Below are 18,819 nucleotides of genomic sequence, written 5' to 3' on the forward strand. Positions count from 1 at the left end.
CGTGAGGGGCAACCCGCTTTAATCAGTATAAGATTACCGGTTAAAAATAGACCAATTAATGTACACACTTGAAACAAGCCACCAAGAACCGACAACAAACACTCGGCAAGCGGCATCAATTTTAGTTTTAAACTTCATTGAGTCGCGATATAACGCGGCCAACCAAGTAGCAATGAAACTTACATTGAAAAAATTAGTGAAACGACGCTGATGAAGTTAGGTAAACGATTACAGAAAATTGAACAGATGGTATTAACCGCGCGGCAAGCGAACGCAGGTTATAGCCATGTCTGGGACTGCTGCTGTGATCATGGCTTACTTGGCGCTGCACTGCTGACACACAAGGCGGCAGATACCGTACATTTTGTCGATATCGTGCCTGAGTTAATGGCACAGATAGACGAGAAACTCGCGCGTTTTTATGCCGACAGACAACCCCATACTTGGCAAACCCACTGCTTGGACGTGGCAGCCCTGCCACTGAGCCAATATCAAGGCAAACATCTGGTGATCATCGCTGGAGTGGGTGGCGATCTGATGCTCCGTTTCATACAAGAAATCCACCGAGCGCACCCAGACTTAGCGATCGATTTTTTACTGTGCCCGGTGCACCACCAGTTCGCTTTACGACAAGCACTGATCGCACAAAATTTCAGTTTAATTGATGAGGTATTGGTAACTGAAAACCGGCGCTTTTACGAAGTGCTACAGGTCTCTTCAAATACAGATAGTAGCGCCCCAATAAGCCCTGTGGGTGACAAAATCTGGCGCTCAACCTCAACAGAAGAAGCCGAATTAGCAAAGAGCTACCTAAAGAAAACGCTCGCGCATTACCGCCGCATTCAACTAGGGCGCGACGATAGTGTTGAGCATATTCTCAAAGCATATAGCCACGTGGAATCACTACTGTGCAGTCACGGATACTCCGGAAACGACCCTGCTGCGCGCCGGTAAGATAGTAAAGGGTTACTAGAACCACATTCAGTCGCAGGTCAAAGCATGCTTGGTTGACGTACGATGAACCAAATATAACGTCAACGCACCACTTGCCAATACAGACAACAAAACCAGGTATGCGCTTAGCTCCAGCCCAATATAAAGCGCTGTAACAGCACCAACAATGTAGGCCGCACCGGCAACCATCTGTTTATTGGATGGCGCAACAAGGGAAGGCAGCAACACAACCAATACAGCGGCCAACGATGAGAACAGCAGCAAACAGATAGCTTCTACATAGTGCATATAACCCGCCGTACACATCTCTGAGATCACCAGATCTGGAGGGCAAAATTTCTCAAATGCGAAAAGCGTCGACATGCCGATAAACATGCTTGCCAAGTATCCCAGTACAGCCGCAGGGATCACTAAGATCCATCTAAAGACACTAATCATTTGTCAGCCTAGTGGTGAGTTATGTAGGCACCGCCGATACTTGTCGAGGCAACCTTCCTTGAGTTAGTGACAAACTATTTTCGAGCAGTTGGCGTCCAGCGTCAAAAGAATCAAGCATACCATCCGCCATTTCGTTTTCAATTGGCGCTTTAGCCGGCGTGCAGGCTGCGGCGATCACGCGAATTAGCAGAACCACTAACTAAGGACTTTATCGCGCTGTGTTTGCTCTCTATTTGCTACAACAAGCTCCGCCAGCCACTGTTTTTGCTTGGCAACGCGGGCGCGCTTCATATGGGCTTGGTTAATTTGTGGGTAAGCTTGAGCAAAACTCACGGTATGGGCAGGCATGATCTCGTGGCACCAGATAAGGTGATAACCGATTTCACTTTGGATCGGCGCGGAGATATCGTTCGCCGACATTCCAAATAGCACCTGATCCAACTCTGGATAGAGTTGTCCCTGGTGGCTAAATCCCAGTTCACCACCGCGCATGGCGCTGGGACATTCAGAATAACGTTTGGCGAGATGAACAAAGTTGTCAGTGGTTATCTTTTGTGCCAACTCAGTGATCCTCGCTAACGCTTGCTCGGCGGTATTTTCTGGAAATTCGTCATTGATAGTCAGCAAAATATGACTAACCCGGCGCCGCTCTGGCTGGGAGAACTTCTCCGGCTGTTTGTCATAGTAAGCCAGTGCCTGCTCCTGACTCAGATCCGGCAGATCTTTACAGATATAATCGAGCACAGTTTCGCTATGGATCTCGTCTCTAAGCGCTTGGCGCAGTTGAGGCAGATCTAATCCATTAACGGTCAACGAGTCGTAAAACTCCTCAACCTGTGGATAGCGCGATTGAAGTTCACTGATAGCCTGCTCCACCTGCGATGCACCAATCACCACTTTCGATGCCTCTGCACTATTTAGCACGCGCTGCTGTAATTGCTGAGCATTAACCGCTGCACGCTCGGCTTGCGCAAGCTGCTCCGGCTTAAGCTGCTGGAGGTTCAGGCCAAACTGAGCAAGACTGGCTTTCATCAATAGATATGCATGTGGAACGTTGCTCATAAAGTACTCCTGGCCTGTTTTCTTTAACTAAGCGGTGGCTAAAAACTCTCACCGATTTGAACTAAAAGTCCCGTTACTATTTGCTCTAAAGACCCCTCACCAATCTTTTTGATGAGAAATGCCTCTCCCCAAGGAGAGGGAGTAAAAGCCATAACCAAGGCCGCTGCACATTACAACTCCCCTAGGAGAAGGAGTAAAAGCTAATAACCAAGCCCATTGCAAAGTGCCTCGCTCCTAATAGAGGTAATCAACAGCCATAGCCTCTCAGCTCTGCGCTTTTTCTGTTTACCTCTTCTCCCTTGGGGAGAAGATTGAGATGAGGGGTGTTTGCCTTTTCTGTTATGTACTTTCCCTTCATCAGGCTTCGTCCAAGGCTTCTGAATCTTAAGACCCCTCACCATTCTTTTTGATGAGAAATGCCTCTCCCCTAGGAGAGGGAAAAAAAGCTAATAACCACGCCCACTGCAAAGCCCTTCACCGTTCTTTTTGGTGAAAAACTCCTCAACCCTTAGAGAGATCCACAAGGCTAACAACTCACTGCAATCAGCGCTTTTTCTGGTAATAGCAGTTCTTGGTCTTGCCATTGCACGCGGTATTCGGTTGGTTCATTGTGTTGCCGATACACACCCAGCACACTTACCGGATCACCTTTGTTAGCAAACACCTCGCCATCCCGTGACAACGACAACCCCAATTGCACGTTGTCACCGTACTCAAACAGATTGTCTTGCCAGAGGGCATCACCATCTATTAGCTCGTTTTCACGGCAACCAACAGTTTTGTCGATATCGAGAAAGTGCACCTGATAGATCACCTGATCTTGCAGGAACATACCGACATGACGGACGTAGCCAACTTCTCCGCGACGCACCAGTAGCTTACCGCGGCGCATCTCTTCGCCGTCAATAATGGTCGGCTTGCCGATATAGGAACCGTCGTCACGTACATTACGGATCAGCCTTACCTTACCGCCGACCTCGAACTTACTATTTAGCATGTCGTCTCCCCGTTTACGTTTAGCGGGTTGTTAATCGCACTTTTGGCAGTCGCCACATTTACTGGCAGCGAACCCCACCTGCTCACCTTTCTGGATCAGGCAATAGGCTCTATTCAATGCACTTTTATAGTGTTGCCACCCCAGCATCGGGGTTTGCTTTTGGGTGTTCGCCAGTTGCTGATAGAACTGGCGTAACAGCTCTATACGGCGATGCTGGATCACTTCCGGTTGATAACTGACCTGAAAAAACGTCAGAAAATCTTCGGCAGAATCCAACTCTGCCAATGCAAGATCGAGATCTGTCGCCGGCAATCTTGATTGGGGTGAACTAGATGCTGCAGCTGTACTCGTCATAAGGTACTCCTTAAGCCTGTAATAGCGGATACAAGCGCTGCGCTTCAAAGCGCGGCTCAGCCAACTGCTGCTGTAGCAGTTGCAACAATTCGTCGGATTTCGGGCTACGTTTGTACTGCTCAACCCATTGCGTTAGCAGCAGCTTAAAGCTTTCACATTCACTGTCGCTGAGAGAGACGCCTAACGAATGACAAATGCTCTGGATCGCCCGCGAGCCGGAATGCTTACCCAACACCAGTGAATGCTGTCGCCCCAACAGTTGTGGATCGAAACCCTGATAGTTATTGGGATCTTTGAGTAAACCATCGACATGAATACCAGACTCATGGGTAAACACGCCTTTACCGACGATGCATTTTTGCTGGCAGATCCGACGACCCGACGCGGTCGCTACCTGCTGGCAGATCTCCGGTAATTTGGCTATTTGAATGCCGCTCTGGCCACGATATCGGCCACCACGGATCACCTCCAACGCCATCGCCACCTCTTCCAACGGGGCATTGCCCGCGCGCTCGCCCAGGCCGGTGACCGTGGTGTTGGCGCTATGGGCCCCAGCAGCGATCGCAGCAAGCGTGTTGGCTGTCGCCAGGCCGAGATCATTGTGCGCATGAATTTCAATCTGTAGTGAGGTGTAATCCACCAAAGCAGAGATCAGTTCATGGGTGGTAAAAGGGTCAAGAATACCTAGGGTATCGGCAAAGCGCAGTCGCTGAGCGCCCGCCAGCTCAGCCTGCTCGGCGACTTGTAACAACAAAGCGGGATCAGCGCGGGACGCATCTTCCATGCCGATGCACACCTGTAACCCCATATCTAAGGCCTGCTTCACATGAGGCTCTATACGCCCGAGCATAGTGGCTTTGCTGATATTAAGTTTATGCTTCAGATGCTGTTCAGACACAGGGATCGACAAGTCGACCCAATCCAACCCTAAGCCCCTACAAGCATCAATGTCTGACGTTGTCATCCGGCACCAAGCCATCGACCGGGACTGAGTAAGGACAGCAGCTAGCTCTCTAATAGCGTCCCGCTCCATCTCGCCCATGGCCGGCACACCAATTTCCAGTTCAGGAACTCCGGCTGCCTGCAGCGCTTCAGCGATCTGTAGTTTCTCAGCCAGTGAAAAAGCGACCCCAGCGGTCTGTTCGCCATCCCGCAGCGTGGTGTCATTAATGATCACAGCCATAACTTAACCTCCACTTTTCGCCCTATGCCTATTAGCCCTACCTCTGCCCCGTTAGACGGGGCAAGTCGGTTAGCCAAATACTGGTGCAAACTCTTCGGTATGAGGCACCCCTTCCGCTTCATTCCAGTACGGCGATAAGGTGCGTAGTTTGGCAACTATGGGCGGCAGCTCCTGTAGCACAGAATCGATCATCTCATCGGTGGTAAAACGGGAGAGGGAAAAACGTATCGCGCCGTGGGCTGCGGTATAAGGGATCTCCATCGCGCGCATCACGTGACTGGGCTCTAATGAGCCAGAGGTGCAAGCGGAGCCTGACGACGCGGCAATACCAAACTGGTTCAGCATCAACAGGATCGATTCACCTTCTACATATTCAAACGCCACATTGCTGGTATTAGGCACGCGATTGCCTGGATCGCCGGTAACAAAGGCGTTTGGCACCCGCGCCAACAATCCCTGCTCCAAACGATCACGCATCATACTGATACGAGCGGTGTCGGTACGGACGGACTCGGCGGCTATGGCCGCTGCTGCGCCAAGGGCAACCACACCACTGACATTTTCGGTACCAGCTCGACGTCCGCGCTCTTGATGGCCACCGCGCATCAGTGGGCGGAACTTGGTGCCGCGGCGCAGATAGAGTGCTCCGATACCTTTTGGCGCGTGAAATTTGTGGCCCGACAATGACAACAGATCGATACCGCTATTGGCCACCTGGATCGGCACTTTACCGGCTACTTGAACCGCATCAGTGTGAAACAAAATGCCGTGGGCTTTCGCCAGTTCAGCCATACCGCGGATCGGAAACAATGTACCGGTTTCGTTGTTCGCCCACATCATGGTCACCAGCGCCACGCGGTCACTCAAGGCGGCTTTATAAGCGTCCATATCAATGCGGCCTTTCTTGTCGACCGGGATCCAATGAATGGTGTAACCCCTGCGCTGCAGGTGCTCACACATCTGCAAGGTGGCTGGATGCTCAACCACCGAAGTGACGATCTCCTTGCGCTCTGGGAACGCTTCCACTGCGGATAAAATCGCCGTGGTCGTGGCTTCGGTGGCGCAAGAGGTAAACACCACTTCGCTGCTGAATTCAGCGCCGATCAATTCCTGAACTTGCTGCCGCGCAGTTTCGATCGCCTGCCCCACCGGACGACCAAAGCTATGAATGGATGAGGGGTTGCCATAAAACTGCGTCAAAAAAGGCAACATCGCTTCAACCACTTTCGGATCGACCTGCGTCGTCGCATTATTGTCCAGATAGGCACTGCCTAAGGGATCGCTTTCCGGTGTTCCGGTACAACATTTGTAGTTCAAGTTCATGACACACCTCCTGCGTGAGCAGCGCCGCCCACCGGATAAACAGTAATGGGCTCCGCCAAAGCTTCGCTCAGGCGTTGTTCGATCATCGACAAAGTGGCACCCGACAGGCCGCAACCAGAACACGCACCGGTGAGGGTGAGAAACACCATGTCATCGTCAATATCTGCGAGCTGTACATCACCACCATCTGCCTGCAGCATGGGGCGAAGTTCATCGAGCACCGCTTCGACACGCTTCACACGTTCGACAATAGATTTTGGCGGCGTCAGTTCGACGCTGGCTGGTGTACTGGCGGCATCGTAATCTTCGATGCACGACTCGAGTACCCACTCAATCTTTTCATGACAAGCAGAACAAGCACCGCCGGCTTTGGTGTAGTTGATCACCTCTTCAAGGGTACTGAGTTTGTTTTGTGCCACCACGCGGCGGATCATCACATCGTCAATGGCAAAGCACTTACAGATCAATTCCCCCTCTTCATGGTCATCAACAAACTCTTCGCCACGATACTGGGCAATGGCGGCGTGCAGGGCTTCCATCCCCATCACCGAGCAATGCATTTTTTCCGGCGGCAAACCATCCAAAAAGTCCGCGATCTCCTGGTTACTGACCTTTTTCGCTTCATCGATGGTTTTACCAATAATGATCTCTGTCAGTGCAGATGAAGAGGCGATGGCACTGCCGCAACCAAAGGTTTGAAACCCGGCATCTTCAATAATCTCTGTATCTGGATTGACCTTAAGCGTTAAACGCAGCGCGTCGCCACAACTGATAGAACCGACATCACCAATCGCATTGGCCTGCTCGACCACTTTTGCATTTCGCGGTGTAAAAAAGTGCTCTTTTACTTTCTCTGAATAGTTCCACATAACCGACGCCCCACTGACTGATGAATTTGTTAGGGAGACAACCAGGATTGCAAGGAAGGGAAAGAGAGTGACAAGTGGGAGTGCAGCTAAAACGATGTGGGAACCGTTAACACTGCTCGAGTCCGGACTCCGGCACTTGTCTAAAAACCTTCGTTGCAATCACTGGTTATCACCCACAGTCACTATTGCAATTCAGGTGCCTGAGCGGTTAATCAGCCTAACCTAATGGTTTAATAAGGTTTTTTGTTAACACCTACGCAACAACAAACGAGACATGGCTCACATTAACAGCGCTTTTTGTCAGCTTTGTAGGATTAACGACATCGGCACTGTCGCAACTAAGTGGTCATCCCCTACGTGAGCCGAAGCATGAGTTGCTGGCCACTAATGGGCATAGAGGCCGCAACGGCTGCCCGTGAAAAATTGAACTGAGAACAGATTACTGGTGAGTCGTCGCAAATAGACTTGAGTGCAGCGAATAGCTGAGCATAGCTAAATCGGTAGAGATTCAGTCATGGGTGACAGAGATCGGTACCTCTGACTCAGTGGCAACCAGCTTAACCTGCGGTGGTGCATGGGTTGCGGTGTAGTGAGCCAACCACCGATGGCTTAGCCAGCTGCCGCCAGCGAAACCGGCACAGGCTAGCCCGACAAACCATGGGTCTGAAAGCGGCGGTATTAAATTGGTGGTGATCAACCATGTGAATAACAAGAGTACCGACACCACCATCAATAAAGGCGGCACGAACAGACGCAATAACACGCTCAACATCTGTTTTTCGTCGCACTTAATAACGATCGCTTGCTGCGGCGTAAATAGATCCGCCGGTTGACCATCAGCCATTGATACAGCGCTGTGGCGGTCAAACTCATCCCGATCTATTTCATCTTTGTGTATGCGCATCGTAAACGTGCGGGGATCGGCTTGTTGCAGCACCCCGGTAGCACACTGCTGTTGTTGGGCGCAGGCGCTACAGCCACCCGCCCGTCGCCCTTCAACCGTCAGGTACTCTTCATCCACTGCAACGACACGAACCGGGATATCACTCATAGACGTCTAAACTCAGAGCGCACTGGCTGCAACGTGGGTGTGGCAATCCTTCGGACAGACACGGGCACACGCGCTACAACCGATACAATCATCGGCATTCTCGACATCCATCACCATCATCACGTCGTCTTCATAATCGTCGTACATATCATCATCTTCGTCGATCTCACGCTCAACCAGATTAAATACGTCACGCGGACACACCTTGTAACAGCGGCCACATCCGATACAAGTGGATTGATCAACCTCGGTAACGAATTCTGGCTCCCATGGCGTTCCGCCTCGGGTGATCGCCTTATATTTTTCTGCACTCATTGTTCTCTCCTAATACTTAAGTTTGATAAAAATCCTGTTTCCCGCTGAAAAGCATATAGACCGCTCACCCCAGCCCTCTCCCCTAGGAGAGGGAGCAAATATGCAAGGCCAAACAGTTCCCCTGTTGGAGAAGGTGCTAACAGCAAAATATTGTTTGCCCTCGTCCTTGAAGAGTGACCAACAGTCAAATTCCGCCTGCTCTTCGCACTGTATTTTTACCTCTTCTCCCCTGGGGAGAAGATTGAGATGAGGGGTATTTGCTCTTGCTGTTATCAGCGATTTCCTCATCCATTTCTAATGGCGGCCGCTCAAAGACCCCTCACCATTCTTTTTGGTAAAACATGCCTCTCACCTAGGAGAGGGAGCAAAATATGTGCAACCTCTTCTCCCCTGGGGAGAAGATTGAGATGAGGGGTATTTGCCCTTGCTGTTGTCAGCGATTAACTACCAATCTTCATCCAGCAAGCCGACAAGGCGCTCCAGTTCATCCACCTGACTCTGGCGCTTTTTTAGCAATGCTTTTGCAGGCCAGCTTTCCGGTTCGGCGATCATCTGCTGCTGGATATCTTCCAGTAAGCCGCGAATACAACTACCCTCTTCCAGCTTCAGCGGCTGCACGCCTTGATTCAGCAATTGGCGGATCGCTGGCGGCCCACAGGCAATAAAGTGCACCGCAGCACAGCCAGATAATGCATTAATCCTGGGCTGTAATTTGCCATCATCATGGCCTTGTGCAGCGTGCTTAAATTCAACCGCTTCCACTAGGTGAAAGTCATCTTCGTTGATGGCATAAATCATGAAGCTGCGTGCCGACCCAAAGTGCTGATCGACCGTTTCTTTGTCGCCAGTGGCAAACGCCACGCGCAATTGACTGATCGGTGAATGCGCATCTTCCACCACATGCAACACCCGCTCCGGTTGATTCATATCGAGTTCCTTATGCTCTAAACCGCGACGTTTTGACTCACTGTTTCTGGCCCGAAACGATAACGGCTGACATGGGCAGGCACCTCATCCTGATGCTGCGCCAGTAATATATTCACCATGGCAAACAGTCTGCTACGGGCGCCTTCGTAGCCAATCTGCAATAGATCAGCCGTACCGTAGCGGTCATGGCAGGGGTAGCCGGCACGCAACACGGGCAATTTGGGCTCGCACATATTGGCGGTATGAGTGTTACCGATCACCAACGACACTTTGTCCAAGGCGGGCTCCAGATCCGACAGATCACCGACCACGATCTTCTTGATCGGTAGGCGCGCTAACAACGGCGAGTCGGTGGCTGTCACTAAGCGCGAGATCTCACAGCCTTGCTCGGTCAGCAGGGCCGTATAGCCCAGCGCCATATCACTCTCCATCGCCATGGCGATGGGTGCCGTGCTGAGATGAAAATGGCTATCTAGCATCGCGTCTTGCAAGCGCTTTCGGGCACGGGTTAACCACGCTGGCACCGGCTTACTACTGAGTTCAGCTAATCGCATCACCAGTGCGTCGGTGTTCGCCATCCCCATTAATGAGGAGAATTCAAAACTGGGCACAGCAAATTTTTGTTGTAACCACTGCCCGACACCAAACAGGGATTCACCGAACACCAAGGTCGCAGCACTGGACGCCATCTCTTCCAATTCCAGCACCGAAGTGCCGCCAGCACTGGTGGGCGAAAAGTCATCATCAGCCAGATGGCCATCCATAGAGACCGACAGATCCGGCAACATGATGGTGCTGAGATCAAATGCATCCAAATAACGATGTAATAGCTCAACATCGGCGGGCGTCATCGCCACCGAGCAAAGCAAGTTCACCTGCCGCTTACGACGGGCTTTAACGACCGGTGCACGGGCTATCTGTTTGACCAAAGCACTGACACCATTGGCAAAGCCAGTCTGCATAGAACCCACAAAATCTGGCGTTGCCATGGTGACCACATGGATATGGCTAAACTGGGGATGTGCGACTTTAAACTCTTTCACCACGCGGTCGATATCACTGCCCTGCATCTCTGTCAGGCCGGTGGTGATCACTGAAATCAGTTCCGGTTGATGCTTTTCACACAACAACACCAACGCTTCCATAAGGTTACTGTCTGCACCCATCACGGCTGCGATCTGATCAACCGCAGAGTTTTGAATCGGCACAGGTTCACGGAAGTGTTGGATCAAATACACCTTGGCAAAAGCGCAACAGCCCTGCGAACCATGCATCAACGGAATACTGTTGCGTATACCCAGCGTCGCCAGCGTTGCCCCGGTGGGTTGGCTGGTTTTTAACGGGCGCTCGGTTAACGCGCGACGATTACGCTCCACTTTCTGCGGTACTGACCCCTGTGTTGCTGAAGATGACGCCGGTGATGATGAGTTATTCTGACTCATGATCGTAACCTCCCTGCCGCTGTTCACTGCAAATAGCGGGTGCATAGGCACCATGAAATTTCCCTGTTTGCCAAGGGGCATCACTGCGCACATGTTGCCAAATCGGGCTCTGTATAGTGCGGCATAGCTCTTTAGCAAAAGTCAGCATACCGTCATAACCTGCATAGGCGTGTTCACGCTCTTGGTTAATATCGAGGAATGGCAGGCGCGCTTTCAGTGCGGTGTACATATTGCGGCCACCCGCAATCATTAAGTCGGCTTGATAATGCGCGGCCACATCCAGCAGGTTACGCGCCCCGCCCTCATCCAGCATCTGCGCGTCTTCACCCATAATCTCGCGAATGCGGGCTTTGTCCTCTTCGGTGGATTTCTTGGTGCCGGTCGCAACCACTTCAATGCCCAGTTCCTGCAACGCCGAAACGATGGACCAGGACTTCACCCCACCCGTATAAAGCAGCGCCTTTTTACCTTTTAACTGTTCACGATATGGGGCTAATAACGATCGAATGCGGCATTCATTCCTGCCCGTAAATTCATCGGTATTGGCAATCAGATCGGCATCGCCAATTAATTGCGCAAACTGCTTTAATGCATTGGACGTATCTTCGATGCCATAAAAGCTGCCTTCAAACCAGGGTATATCCCAGCGCTCTTCCAGCATTCTGGCCACATTCACCTGTGCCCGCGAGCACACCACCATGGCGGCGTCAGCGCGGTGCATGGTCTGAATTTCGTGGAAGCGCGTGTCGCCCGCCATACAACAGAGAATGCGATATCCCAGCTGTTCAAATAGCGGTGACACATGCCAAAACTCACCGGCAATGTTGTACTCGCCGATAAACACGATATCGTGCACCGGACGCTCAGGATGATGGTGCTGCATCGGCTTCGGCGGCGGCTCAGCGGTACCCACCACCTTCTTCACCATCACATCACCGGCAATACGGTTACCCAGATTCTTGCTGCCATAAAAGCCGGCAGCATCGACCGCGACTACGGGTCGCCCCCAGCGGGACTGGGCTAATTCACAAATGGCATCAACGTCGTTACCCTCTAACGCAGGTACGCAAGTGACATAAACAAATACCGCGGGTGGATCGTGCTTCTCAATCACTTCACGAATGGCATGCAACAGACGTTTTTCCGCCCGCCCCATGATCACATCCTGTTCATTTAGGTCAGTAGTAAACCCCAACCGAAACAGGTTTCGCCCACTGGCACGGGTGCCGCGGTTGTTCCAGCTATTACCCGCACAAGCAATGGGGCCGTGGACGATATGAGCCACATCCGCGATCGGCAACAAACTGATCTGCGCACCATCAAAACTGCAGCCCCCCGCCGTCGCTCCAGGCACAGGGCGACTGCAACCACTCTTGCCTTCAGTTTTGTTATGACTGCAAGCCGGTTCATCCTGTAACGCCGCTATCTCACTTCGTTTCATGGCACCTCCAGCATGGCTATCAACACAGAGACTCAACCGCCCCGCGTTTGCCATCCGGCTAAGGAAAATTGTCGTCACAATGACAGTTGCAAAAGCAAGGCCACGGTTAAGTGGTTGTTTTTATTGAATTGGCGTTTGTGGGGTTTGCGACAAAGTGTGTGGAGGTGTGGGATGTAGACTGCGAAGAGTGGGTGCCAAAGGATGATAAGGAAATTGAAGTTGGAAACGGATTAAGGCAGACATCATAAGAACGCGAGAACAGCTATTCGCTTTATCGTGGTGTCACTCACTTCTGCCCCTTTCCTTGCTAGGGATACAACTCGCCAGTTAATCGTGGCATTGCTTTTCTTATTGAAGCTAGGATCCGGCTCCACCCCATTCGCCTCTGCCACAACTTCCCGTCAATGACTACGTCATAGCAATCAATGCGGTCTGTCTTAAACAGCTCAATTCTGTGAACAATAGCTTCACCAGCATCAAAGTCGGTAATCTCTATAACTCGACGTAATTTGGGTAGCTGTTTAGGCTTCTCATAATCTTGACTTGGTTCAGATTCTTGCGCGGCTCGCTTGCTGTATGATTGTTCGATGTTTTTCTGATATTTATTAGTTCGACGATACATACGCACCTCCTACCTTGTAAGGTAGGCTAACCTTGCAAGGTCGTACTAATACACTGTTAGGCATCTTTATGAGTGAAGAGAAGTTATCAGGCTGGATTGTCAGGGCAACATGCGGTTCATACCTAGCATTCGGGCTATTGGTAGTTGTCATATACACGGTGGTGACTATCGGAGAATCACGCTCATTTAGCCCATTTGCTGTAAAGGCGCTAGTTATTTCTCTGCTTTACATCGTCTCTGTCTACTTGGTTGCAACTTTGCCAAGCAAGTCGGTCAAAAGGCGATTGTGGTCGTGGGGTTATTCAGCGGCATTTCATACATCATTGCTAGTTTACTTTAGTCTTGCGGCAAACCTTGGCGCATTTGTTTTACTCCTTCTGCTTGCTGAGGTCGTCATTGCCTCCCTTGTACTATTAGGGCTCTACCAAGTCATGAAGGTAGTCAGGCATAGCCGCAATGCCTAACAAACCAACTCACGCGGACGGCTTTTCGCAGGCTTTCGTCGCTCCGCTCCTTAGTTTAGCCTGCTCAACCCGCCAGTGGTTGGGGCGTTCAATGTCATTGGAGTAACTACATTGGAAGGTAATACCTATCCAGCAAGATGGAAAAAGCAAGGGGACAAATTCCTAGTCTATCTTGATGACGATAAATCTGTGAAAGGGTCGGATATAGACTTTGAAACTGCGTGCGAAGAACTGTGTCTCGAAATCTGCGATAGATATGCTGATGGTGAAGCCATCTTAAATTTATTACGTGAACCGCCGCAACCTTCGGGAGTATCCAAATACGCGAATCCGGCATTGGTGAAATTAAGTTGGAATGAAGCAGCAGAAGGACAAAAGTGGCAGGACGGGTTATTCGAAGGCGGTTATTGTGAAGCATGTAGAGGTGGCATAGGTAAACGGACATCTAAAAGCTTAACAGCTGAAAACTTTCCAAGAGGAAACATTGGTGACTTTAATCAGATTATGTTTAGCCCCCTTTTGTTATCTGAAGACTTATTGAATCTTTTTACAGATTCAGAAAGAGGTTCATTTGGTCTAATAGAAGTCATATCCACTAAGAAAAGAAAAAAGAGATTTTTTGAAGTTAACGGTGAGGCCAATTTGAAACAGGTGGGTGTTAAAGGGGGGAAGTATAACTCGCTCGCTAGCTGGGAATGTCAATCTTGTGGGCACAAATCGTTTTCATGCTCACATCCAGATATGCCAGACAATTACAAGTACTCAGATTTTTGCTCTAAATCCGATCTTCCAAGCGATCTAAGTAAGGCATTTGTTATAGAAGATAATGTTGGCCGTAAAATGATATGCTTGTCCCTAAAGCAATGGAAGTTGATTAATAATCACAAGAATGTAAAAGGGGTTACTGCGGATAGACTATACGTTTTGCCAGACGATCAAGTAGAGAGAAATCCGTCCGTTAGAATTGAGGCCAATGCAAACTAAAACATTGAACAAGTCAAAGCACTCGGACCTGGTAAAGCTGTCATCATTTTTGTTCCAAAAAAGCCGCCAACTTCACCAGGCCGGTGTTTGAGGCGTTAGCTCTCTGGGAGAATTTGTTGAGCACTACCAATGAGGGAAGAGTCTACTTCGCGCTTGATGGAGACGATTTCGACCCGGACGAGATCACTAGGTTCTTGGGTATCGAACCAACCTCGGTTAAGCGTAAAGGCTCTAAAATTCCTGGCCGTGTTCCTCGAATGAGTTCATGGCAGCTATCAACTCAGAACATCGTTGATGACTATATTGATGTATTTGAAATGGCCACTGAGATAGTCGACAAACTCAGGACCAAGAAAGAGCTGATTTTACAGGCTAAGGAGCGTTTCAATGTATCCGCGAGGCTCGAAGTTGTTCTGTGGTTCTCGATGAAAGAAGATAATTCCACTCCAGCAATAGGTTTCGAAATAGAAACGGTTGAGTTCCTTGGATCAATTGGTGCATTCGTTGATATTGATACTTACAAACACTAAGTCACAAGAGCTAACAAACCAACTCACGCGGACGGCCTTTTCGCTGGCTTTCGTCGCTTCGCTCCTAAGTTTAGCCAGCTCAATCCGCCCGTGCTTTAGGCGTTAGTGTTCAATGAAGAAGTATAAGCAAGTCATACTAATATCGGTGGTTTGGGCACTTTCACTGATTAGTGTCAGTTGGCTTTTTGGTATTGGGGGGTATGCTCTTGGAACTGCTGAATCTATAACCACGTCTCAAGTTACGCTTAATAGCTCAACAGCTAATGCTCGCGCTTTAACGTTAGCGGCTTTTCATATGGAAGAAAGTGAGCGTTCAGACTCCATTGTCTTATTAGAAGATATGCTAATCCGAGAAATCGAATCTTACTACTCATTCAAAGATCAGCTCGCTTGGTACACGCCAAAACTTGAACGGTTCCATCTTTTTTCACCCATACAATCGAGCGAGGGCAAAATGCGAATCGTTGCAAAGTACGTTCATAACTACATTGGTCAGGATCAAATTTCAGAGAACGAAGCACTTCAGAGATTGATGGATGAATATCCAAATACACGCTAACAAGCGCCTCTTATTAACCGCTACGCGGTTGGGACAATTTTCACTTCGTTCAAATTGCCCCAAAGGCGAGCGTTACCCATTCCCCAACTTGTTCCTTTCCAACAGTGAGTTACGGCGAATGACAGCTCCTCGCTTAAGCCTGATTGTCTGGCCTGATTGGAGCCGTTCACGTCCGCCAGTCAGATTGGGTACAAGCCAGTACAGTTAGCCATACCTATTCTGTAAACAGAACTACTCCAACATCACTATCAATATCAATGCAACGTTGGAATCGCCGCCGCTAGCATCAGCTTAATCTGGTCAACGATCTGCAGCTCTTTCTCTTTGTCGTAGGCTTTCACCTTGGGTGTATGAATATGGCCAACAGGTACCTTACTACCGATCAGATTTCTTAAGCGAATAGAGCGGTAGCTGATCTCATTGGACAAGTACCCTCCCCCCGAGCCTTGTACTGAGGTTTCACCTTTTAGCTCGGCCAATGACGCGGGCGACTTTTTCCCCGTTAAAGTTTCGACGTTACGATTATCTGTCACAGGAAATGGTGCATTCATCTCTTGGGCAAGGCTGATCATTTCAGCTGCAGGTAACGAATATTCTAAAAACTCGGGGCCTCTTAGCGGCTGCCCTTGTAACAACGGCACTAACGGCGCTTGGCTGGTGGCTCCGGTCAGTACATTCAGATTGCCCGGCGCCTCTGCACTGCGTCTTAGACCTGGAAAACGCTCCAAGTCAAAGCCATCACGCCCCATCGAAATGGTGACCACCATGTCGACTTTATTGTACTTAAAATAGGGCATTAGCAGCTTTTCAATCATGCCTGCGTCGAAGTCAGCAAAACGTACTGGGATCATCACCGCTTGCACCTCTGCCGAAGTACCATCGGCGGTCAGCAGTTCGTTATCCAGCAGCAGTGCAGCTAGTCCCGACGGGTTGGATTGGTCGATATGACGATCTAAAAAGAACGGGTCAAAGCCGGTCACCAAGATACGTTTTTTTGCCTTTGAGAACACGGCGGTGCCGAAGCCACGACTCTCCAGCTCGAACCTGTCTATCCATTGCGCTTTTGTCTCTGCTGGCAGATCTAAGCTGCGAAACTTGGCGTTTGCGGCTAAACGAAACCAGTAAAGTGGCCGATCATCAGCCTGCTGTTGGGCAATTTTTTTACCGATGTTGAAGCCCTCTCGGCCAATATCGGCGATCTGATCAAGCGTGTTTGACGCATCCAGACGAGCGATAGCCGCCAAGGGCTTTGCAAAAGGCGCCAGCAAGCCGGTCATTGCTTTTTCCGCATCCGGCAAGCGCTGTTCTTCGATGGTGAGTTTGTTGACATCATTGGCAAGCACAGCGGATACCAATGAAACGCACAAAAACACCATGGCAATAAGAGTTCTAAACATCAACAACCTCGATTTATTAAGTCACTACACTCGACGGTAAGGGAGGTAAATGGGCTCCCACATATGCGCAGCCAGCTCTTGATCTATCTCTTTGCCACACATACATCCGTCAGGATCTGTTTCCTGAATTTGCTTAAGCACGGCTTTGGCCACATGCATAGAGACCGCTTTTAATTCACCGATACGTGGGAACACGCAACCTTCATCGAGATCCTGTTGCGGTACATAATCAGCCAGCGCAAACGACGCCGTGGTGAACATCTCCATAGTGATCTTTTTTACACCAGAGACAATGGTGGCTAAGCCAACAGCGGGGAAAATGAACACATTATTCCCCTGACCGATCCGGTATGGCTTACCGCCATATTCGACATCATCAAACGGGCTACCGGTTGCCACAATCGCCTGCCCTTGGCTCCACCGGTAGATATCTTCTGGTAACGCTTCACAGTTACTGGTGGGGTTAGAGAGCGGGAACACCATGGGGCGCTGCGTGTAATCAAGCATCTTCTTCACGTGATTTTCTTTAAACGCACCACCAACACCACTGCAGCCGAGTAATACCGTCACGGCGACATTGTCAATCAGCTCACTAAGATCTGCTTTGTTGTCTTGTTTTAACTGCCAATCGCTGGCTAATGAAACCGGTTTAGCGTAACGCTGCTTGTATTCATCCAGACCTTCGCGGTTATCGAACACCACGCCTTGAGAATCCAAAATGAAGATACGATCTCTGGCCGCCTGATGAGACACGCCCTCTTTTAGCAGGCCAGCAAAGATCTGATCCGCAACACCCACACCACCGGCGCCGGCACCATAAACGGCAAAGATCTGTTCGCCCAGAGTTTCCCCTTTAATCTTGGTGGCACCAATAATACCCGCCAACACCACCGCGCCTGTGCCTTGGATATCATCATTAAAAGAGGGGATCTCATCCTCATACTTGGCCAGGTTATTAAATGCGTTGGACTTACTGAAATCCTCCCACTGCAGCACCGCTTTAGGAAAATGCAGTTTGGTTTGTTGCACAAACTTGTCGATAAACAGTTTGTACGCTTCCCCTTTCATCCGTTTTTTCGGGATCCCCAGATACATGGGATCATTCAGCAGATCCTGATTGTCAGTGCCGACATCTAACGCCACCGGTAAACAATGACCCGGGTGAATTCCCGCCCCCAAGGTATAGAGCGACAACTTACCAATGGGGATCCCCATTCCGCCCGCACCTAAATCACCTAAGCCTAGAATGCCCTGACTGTCGGTTACGACGATGATTTTGATCTCTTTGCCAGCGAAGTGGCGCGCCATCTCCCCCATGTTGTCGACATTGTCTGCCGTTACATACAGGCCGCGGGCTTTTTGGTAACGATGACTGAATTCCTGACACGCTTTACCTACCGTCGGCGTGTAGATAATAGGTGTCATCTCTTCTACGTGGCGTGACAATAACGCATAAAAAAGCGTTTCGTTGCGATCTTGTAGCGCACGCAGAAACAGGTACTGTTCGATGTCGCTGCAGGCGCTAAGAAACCCCTGATACGCGCGTTTAAGTTGGTCTTCAAAGGTTTGCGGTTTCGGTGGTAACAAACCGTTGAGATTAAATGCTTCACGCTCTTCGTAACTGAAACCGGTACTTTTATTTAGCAAGCGATCATTGAGCAGCTCGGTACCGGAAATCGATACGGGTCTAAACTCGTTACCCTGCGCATCTTTCCAACGTAAGTATTTACCTGTCGCCATCGGTTTGCTCCGCGATTGTATTGGTAGGGGATCAACTCAATAGAGGATAGAAGATCCCACCAAGATATCTGCATAACCCGCTATTAATAGGAGTTATTTTTTAGCCTTACCTTACTCTCTCAGCGGTCGCAAAATATGTTGTTAGATCACGAAAAACCTTCACTGCC

Annotated in this window: 20 protein-coding genes; 5 read left to right on the top strand and 15 right to left on the bottom strand. The window is 49.9% G+C overall.

Going from position 1 to position 18,819, the window contains the following annotated elements:
* Positions 1–210: 210 nt before the first annotated feature.
* Positions 211–954, top strand: coding sequence for a tRNA (adenine(22)-N(1))-methyltransferase (locus tag EXY25_RS03355; RefSeq protein WP_130565704.1), 744 nt, complete (start codon positions 211–213; stop codon positions 952–954).
* Between the two features lie 27 nt (positions 955–981).
* Here EXY25_RS03355 and EXY25_RS03360 read toward each other — a convergent pair whose 3' ends face one another.
* From EXY25_RS03360 to EXY25_RS03420, 13 genes are all read right to left on the bottom strand, one after another.
* Positions 982–1,392 carry a hypothetical protein gene (locus EXY25_RS03360; protein ID WP_130565705.1) on the bottom strand — a complete coding sequence of 137 codons (411 nt, stop codon included), beginning with the start codon at positions 1,390–1,392 and terminating at the stop codon, positions 982–984.
* A 195-nt stretch (positions 1,393–1,587) separates the two neighbouring features.
* Positions 1,588–2,454 (bottom strand): nitrogen fixation protein NifM, encoded by an 867-nt coding sequence (nifM, locus tag EXY25_RS03365; RefSeq protein ID WP_130565706.1) that lies wholly within the window; start codon positions 2,452–2,454, stop codon positions 1,588–1,590.
* 526 nt (positions 2,455–2,980) lie between these two features.
* The gene (locus tag EXY25_RS03370) at positions 2,981–3,451 is read right to left on the bottom strand and encodes a nitrogen fixation protein NifZ (protein ID WP_130565707.1); all 471 of its coding nucleotides are present in this window, start codon (positions 3,449–3,451) and stop codon (positions 2,981–2,983) included.
* 30 nt (positions 3,452–3,481) lie between these two features.
* Positions 3,482–3,805: a nitrogenase-stabilizing/protective protein NifW gene (locus EXY25_RS03375; RefSeq protein WP_114336429.1), complete on the bottom strand. Its 324-nt coding sequence runs from the start codon at positions 3,803–3,805 to the stop codon at positions 3,482–3,484.
* Positions 3,806–3,815: 10 nt separating this feature from the next.
* The gene (gene nifV / locus EXY25_RS03380; protein WP_130565708.1) at positions 3,816–4,988 is read right to left on the bottom strand and encodes a homocitrate synthase; all 1,173 of its coding nucleotides are present in this window, start codon (positions 4,986–4,988) and stop codon (positions 3,816–3,818) included.
* 69 nt (positions 4,989–5,057) lie between these two features.
* Positions 5,058–6,311 (bottom strand): cysteine desulfurase NifS, encoded by a 1,254-nt coding sequence (gene nifS, locus EXY25_RS03385; protein WP_130565709.1) that lies wholly within the window; start codon positions 6,309–6,311, stop codon positions 5,058–5,060.
* A complete protein-coding gene (gene nifU / locus EXY25_RS03390) occupies positions 6,308–7,180 on the bottom strand; it encodes a Fe-S cluster assembly protein NifU (protein ID WP_130565710.1) in 873 nt (290 codons plus the stop codon). The genes nifS and nifU overlap by 4 nt, the downstream gene beginning before the upstream one ends.
* A 508-nt stretch (positions 7,181–7,688) precedes the next feature.
* A complete protein-coding gene (locus EXY25_RS03395) occupies positions 7,689–8,231 on the bottom strand; it encodes a SoxR reducing system RseC family protein (RefSeq protein ID WP_130565711.1) in 543 nt (180 codons plus the stop codon).
* Between the two features lie 12 nt (positions 8,232–8,243).
* Entirely contained in the window at positions 8,244–8,546 is a 303-nt protein-coding gene (fdxB, locus tag EXY25_RS03400) for a ferredoxin III, nif-specific (RefSeq protein ID WP_114336424.1), read from the bottom strand.
* Positions 8,547–8,990: 444 nt separating this feature from the next.
* Positions 8,991–9,473: a NifB/NifX family molybdenum-iron cluster-binding protein gene (locus EXY25_RS03405; protein ID WP_130565712.1), complete on the bottom strand. Its 483-nt coding sequence runs from the start codon at positions 9,471–9,473 to the stop codon at positions 8,991–8,993.
* A gap of 17 nt (positions 9,474–9,490) precedes the next feature.
* Positions 9,491–10,915: a nitrogenase iron-molybdenum cofactor biosynthesis protein NifN gene (nifN, locus tag EXY25_RS03410; protein WP_130565713.1), complete on the bottom strand. Its 1,425-nt coding sequence runs from the start codon at positions 10,913–10,915 to the stop codon at positions 9,491–9,493.
* The gene (gene nifE, locus EXY25_RS03415; RefSeq protein WP_114336421.1) at positions 10,902–12,356 is read right to left on the bottom strand and encodes a nitrogenase iron-molybdenum cofactor biosynthesis protein NifE; all 1,455 of its coding nucleotides are present in this window, start codon (positions 12,354–12,356) and stop codon (positions 10,902–10,904) included. Before nifE ends, nifN begins: the two co-directional genes overlap by 14 nt.
* A 307-nt stretch (positions 12,357–12,663) precedes the next feature.
* Positions 12,664–12,978 (bottom strand): hypothetical protein, encoded by a 315-nt coding sequence (locus EXY25_RS03420; protein WP_130565714.1) that lies wholly within the window; start codon positions 12,976–12,978, stop codon positions 12,664–12,666.
* A gap of 32 nt (positions 12,979–13,010) precedes the next feature.
* On the opposite strand from EXY25_RS03420, the gene EXY25_RS03425 reads away from it, so the two are divergent.
* The 4 genes from EXY25_RS03425 (at position 13,011) to EXY25_RS03440 (ending at position 15,515) form a co-directional block, all read left to right on the top strand.
* Positions 13,011–13,442 carry a hypothetical protein gene (locus EXY25_RS03425; protein ID WP_130565715.1) on the top strand — a complete coding sequence of 144 codons (432 nt, stop codon included), beginning with the start codon at positions 13,011–13,013 and terminating at the stop codon, positions 13,440–13,442.
* Between the two features lie 111 nt (positions 13,443–13,553).
* Positions 13,554–14,426: a hypothetical protein gene (locus EXY25_RS03430; protein ID WP_130565716.1), complete on the top strand. Its 873-nt coding sequence runs from the start codon at positions 13,554–13,556 to the stop codon at positions 14,424–14,426.
* Positions 14,427–14,542: 116 nt separating this feature from the next.
* Positions 14,543–14,956, top strand: a complete 414-nt coding sequence (locus EXY25_RS03435) for a DUF4279 domain-containing protein (RefSeq protein ID WP_130565717.1) — start codon at positions 14,543–14,545, stop codon at positions 14,954–14,956.
* A 112-nt stretch (positions 14,957–15,068) separates the two neighbouring features.
* Positions 15,069–15,515 carry a hypothetical protein gene (locus EXY25_RS03440; RefSeq protein WP_130565718.1) on the top strand — a complete coding sequence of 149 codons (447 nt, stop codon included), beginning with the start codon at positions 15,069–15,071 and terminating at the stop codon, positions 15,513–15,515.
* A gap of 254 nt (positions 15,516–15,769) precedes the next feature.
* On the opposite strand, the gene EXY25_RS03445 is transcribed toward EXY25_RS03440, so the two are convergent.
* Both EXY25_RS03445 and EXY25_RS03450 read right to left on the bottom strand, forming a co-directional pair.
* Positions 15,770–16,912: a hypothetical protein gene (locus EXY25_RS03445; RefSeq protein WP_207232096.1), complete on the bottom strand. Its 1,143-nt coding sequence runs from the start codon at positions 16,910–16,912 to the stop codon at positions 15,770–15,772.
* Positions 16,913–16,936: 24 nt separating this feature from the next.
* The gene (locus tag EXY25_RS03450; RefSeq protein ID WP_130565719.1) at positions 16,937–18,652 is read right to left on the bottom strand and encodes an NAD-dependent malic enzyme; all 1,716 of its coding nucleotides are present in this window, start codon (positions 18,650–18,652) and stop codon (positions 16,937–16,939) included.
* Positions 18,653–18,819 lie beyond the last annotated feature (167 nt).

Source organism: Corallincola spongiicola (genome assembly GCF_004284785.1).
Taxonomy (GTDB): Bacteria; Pseudomonadota; Gammaproteobacteria; order Enterobacterales; family Neiellaceae; genus Corallincola; species Corallincola holothuriorum.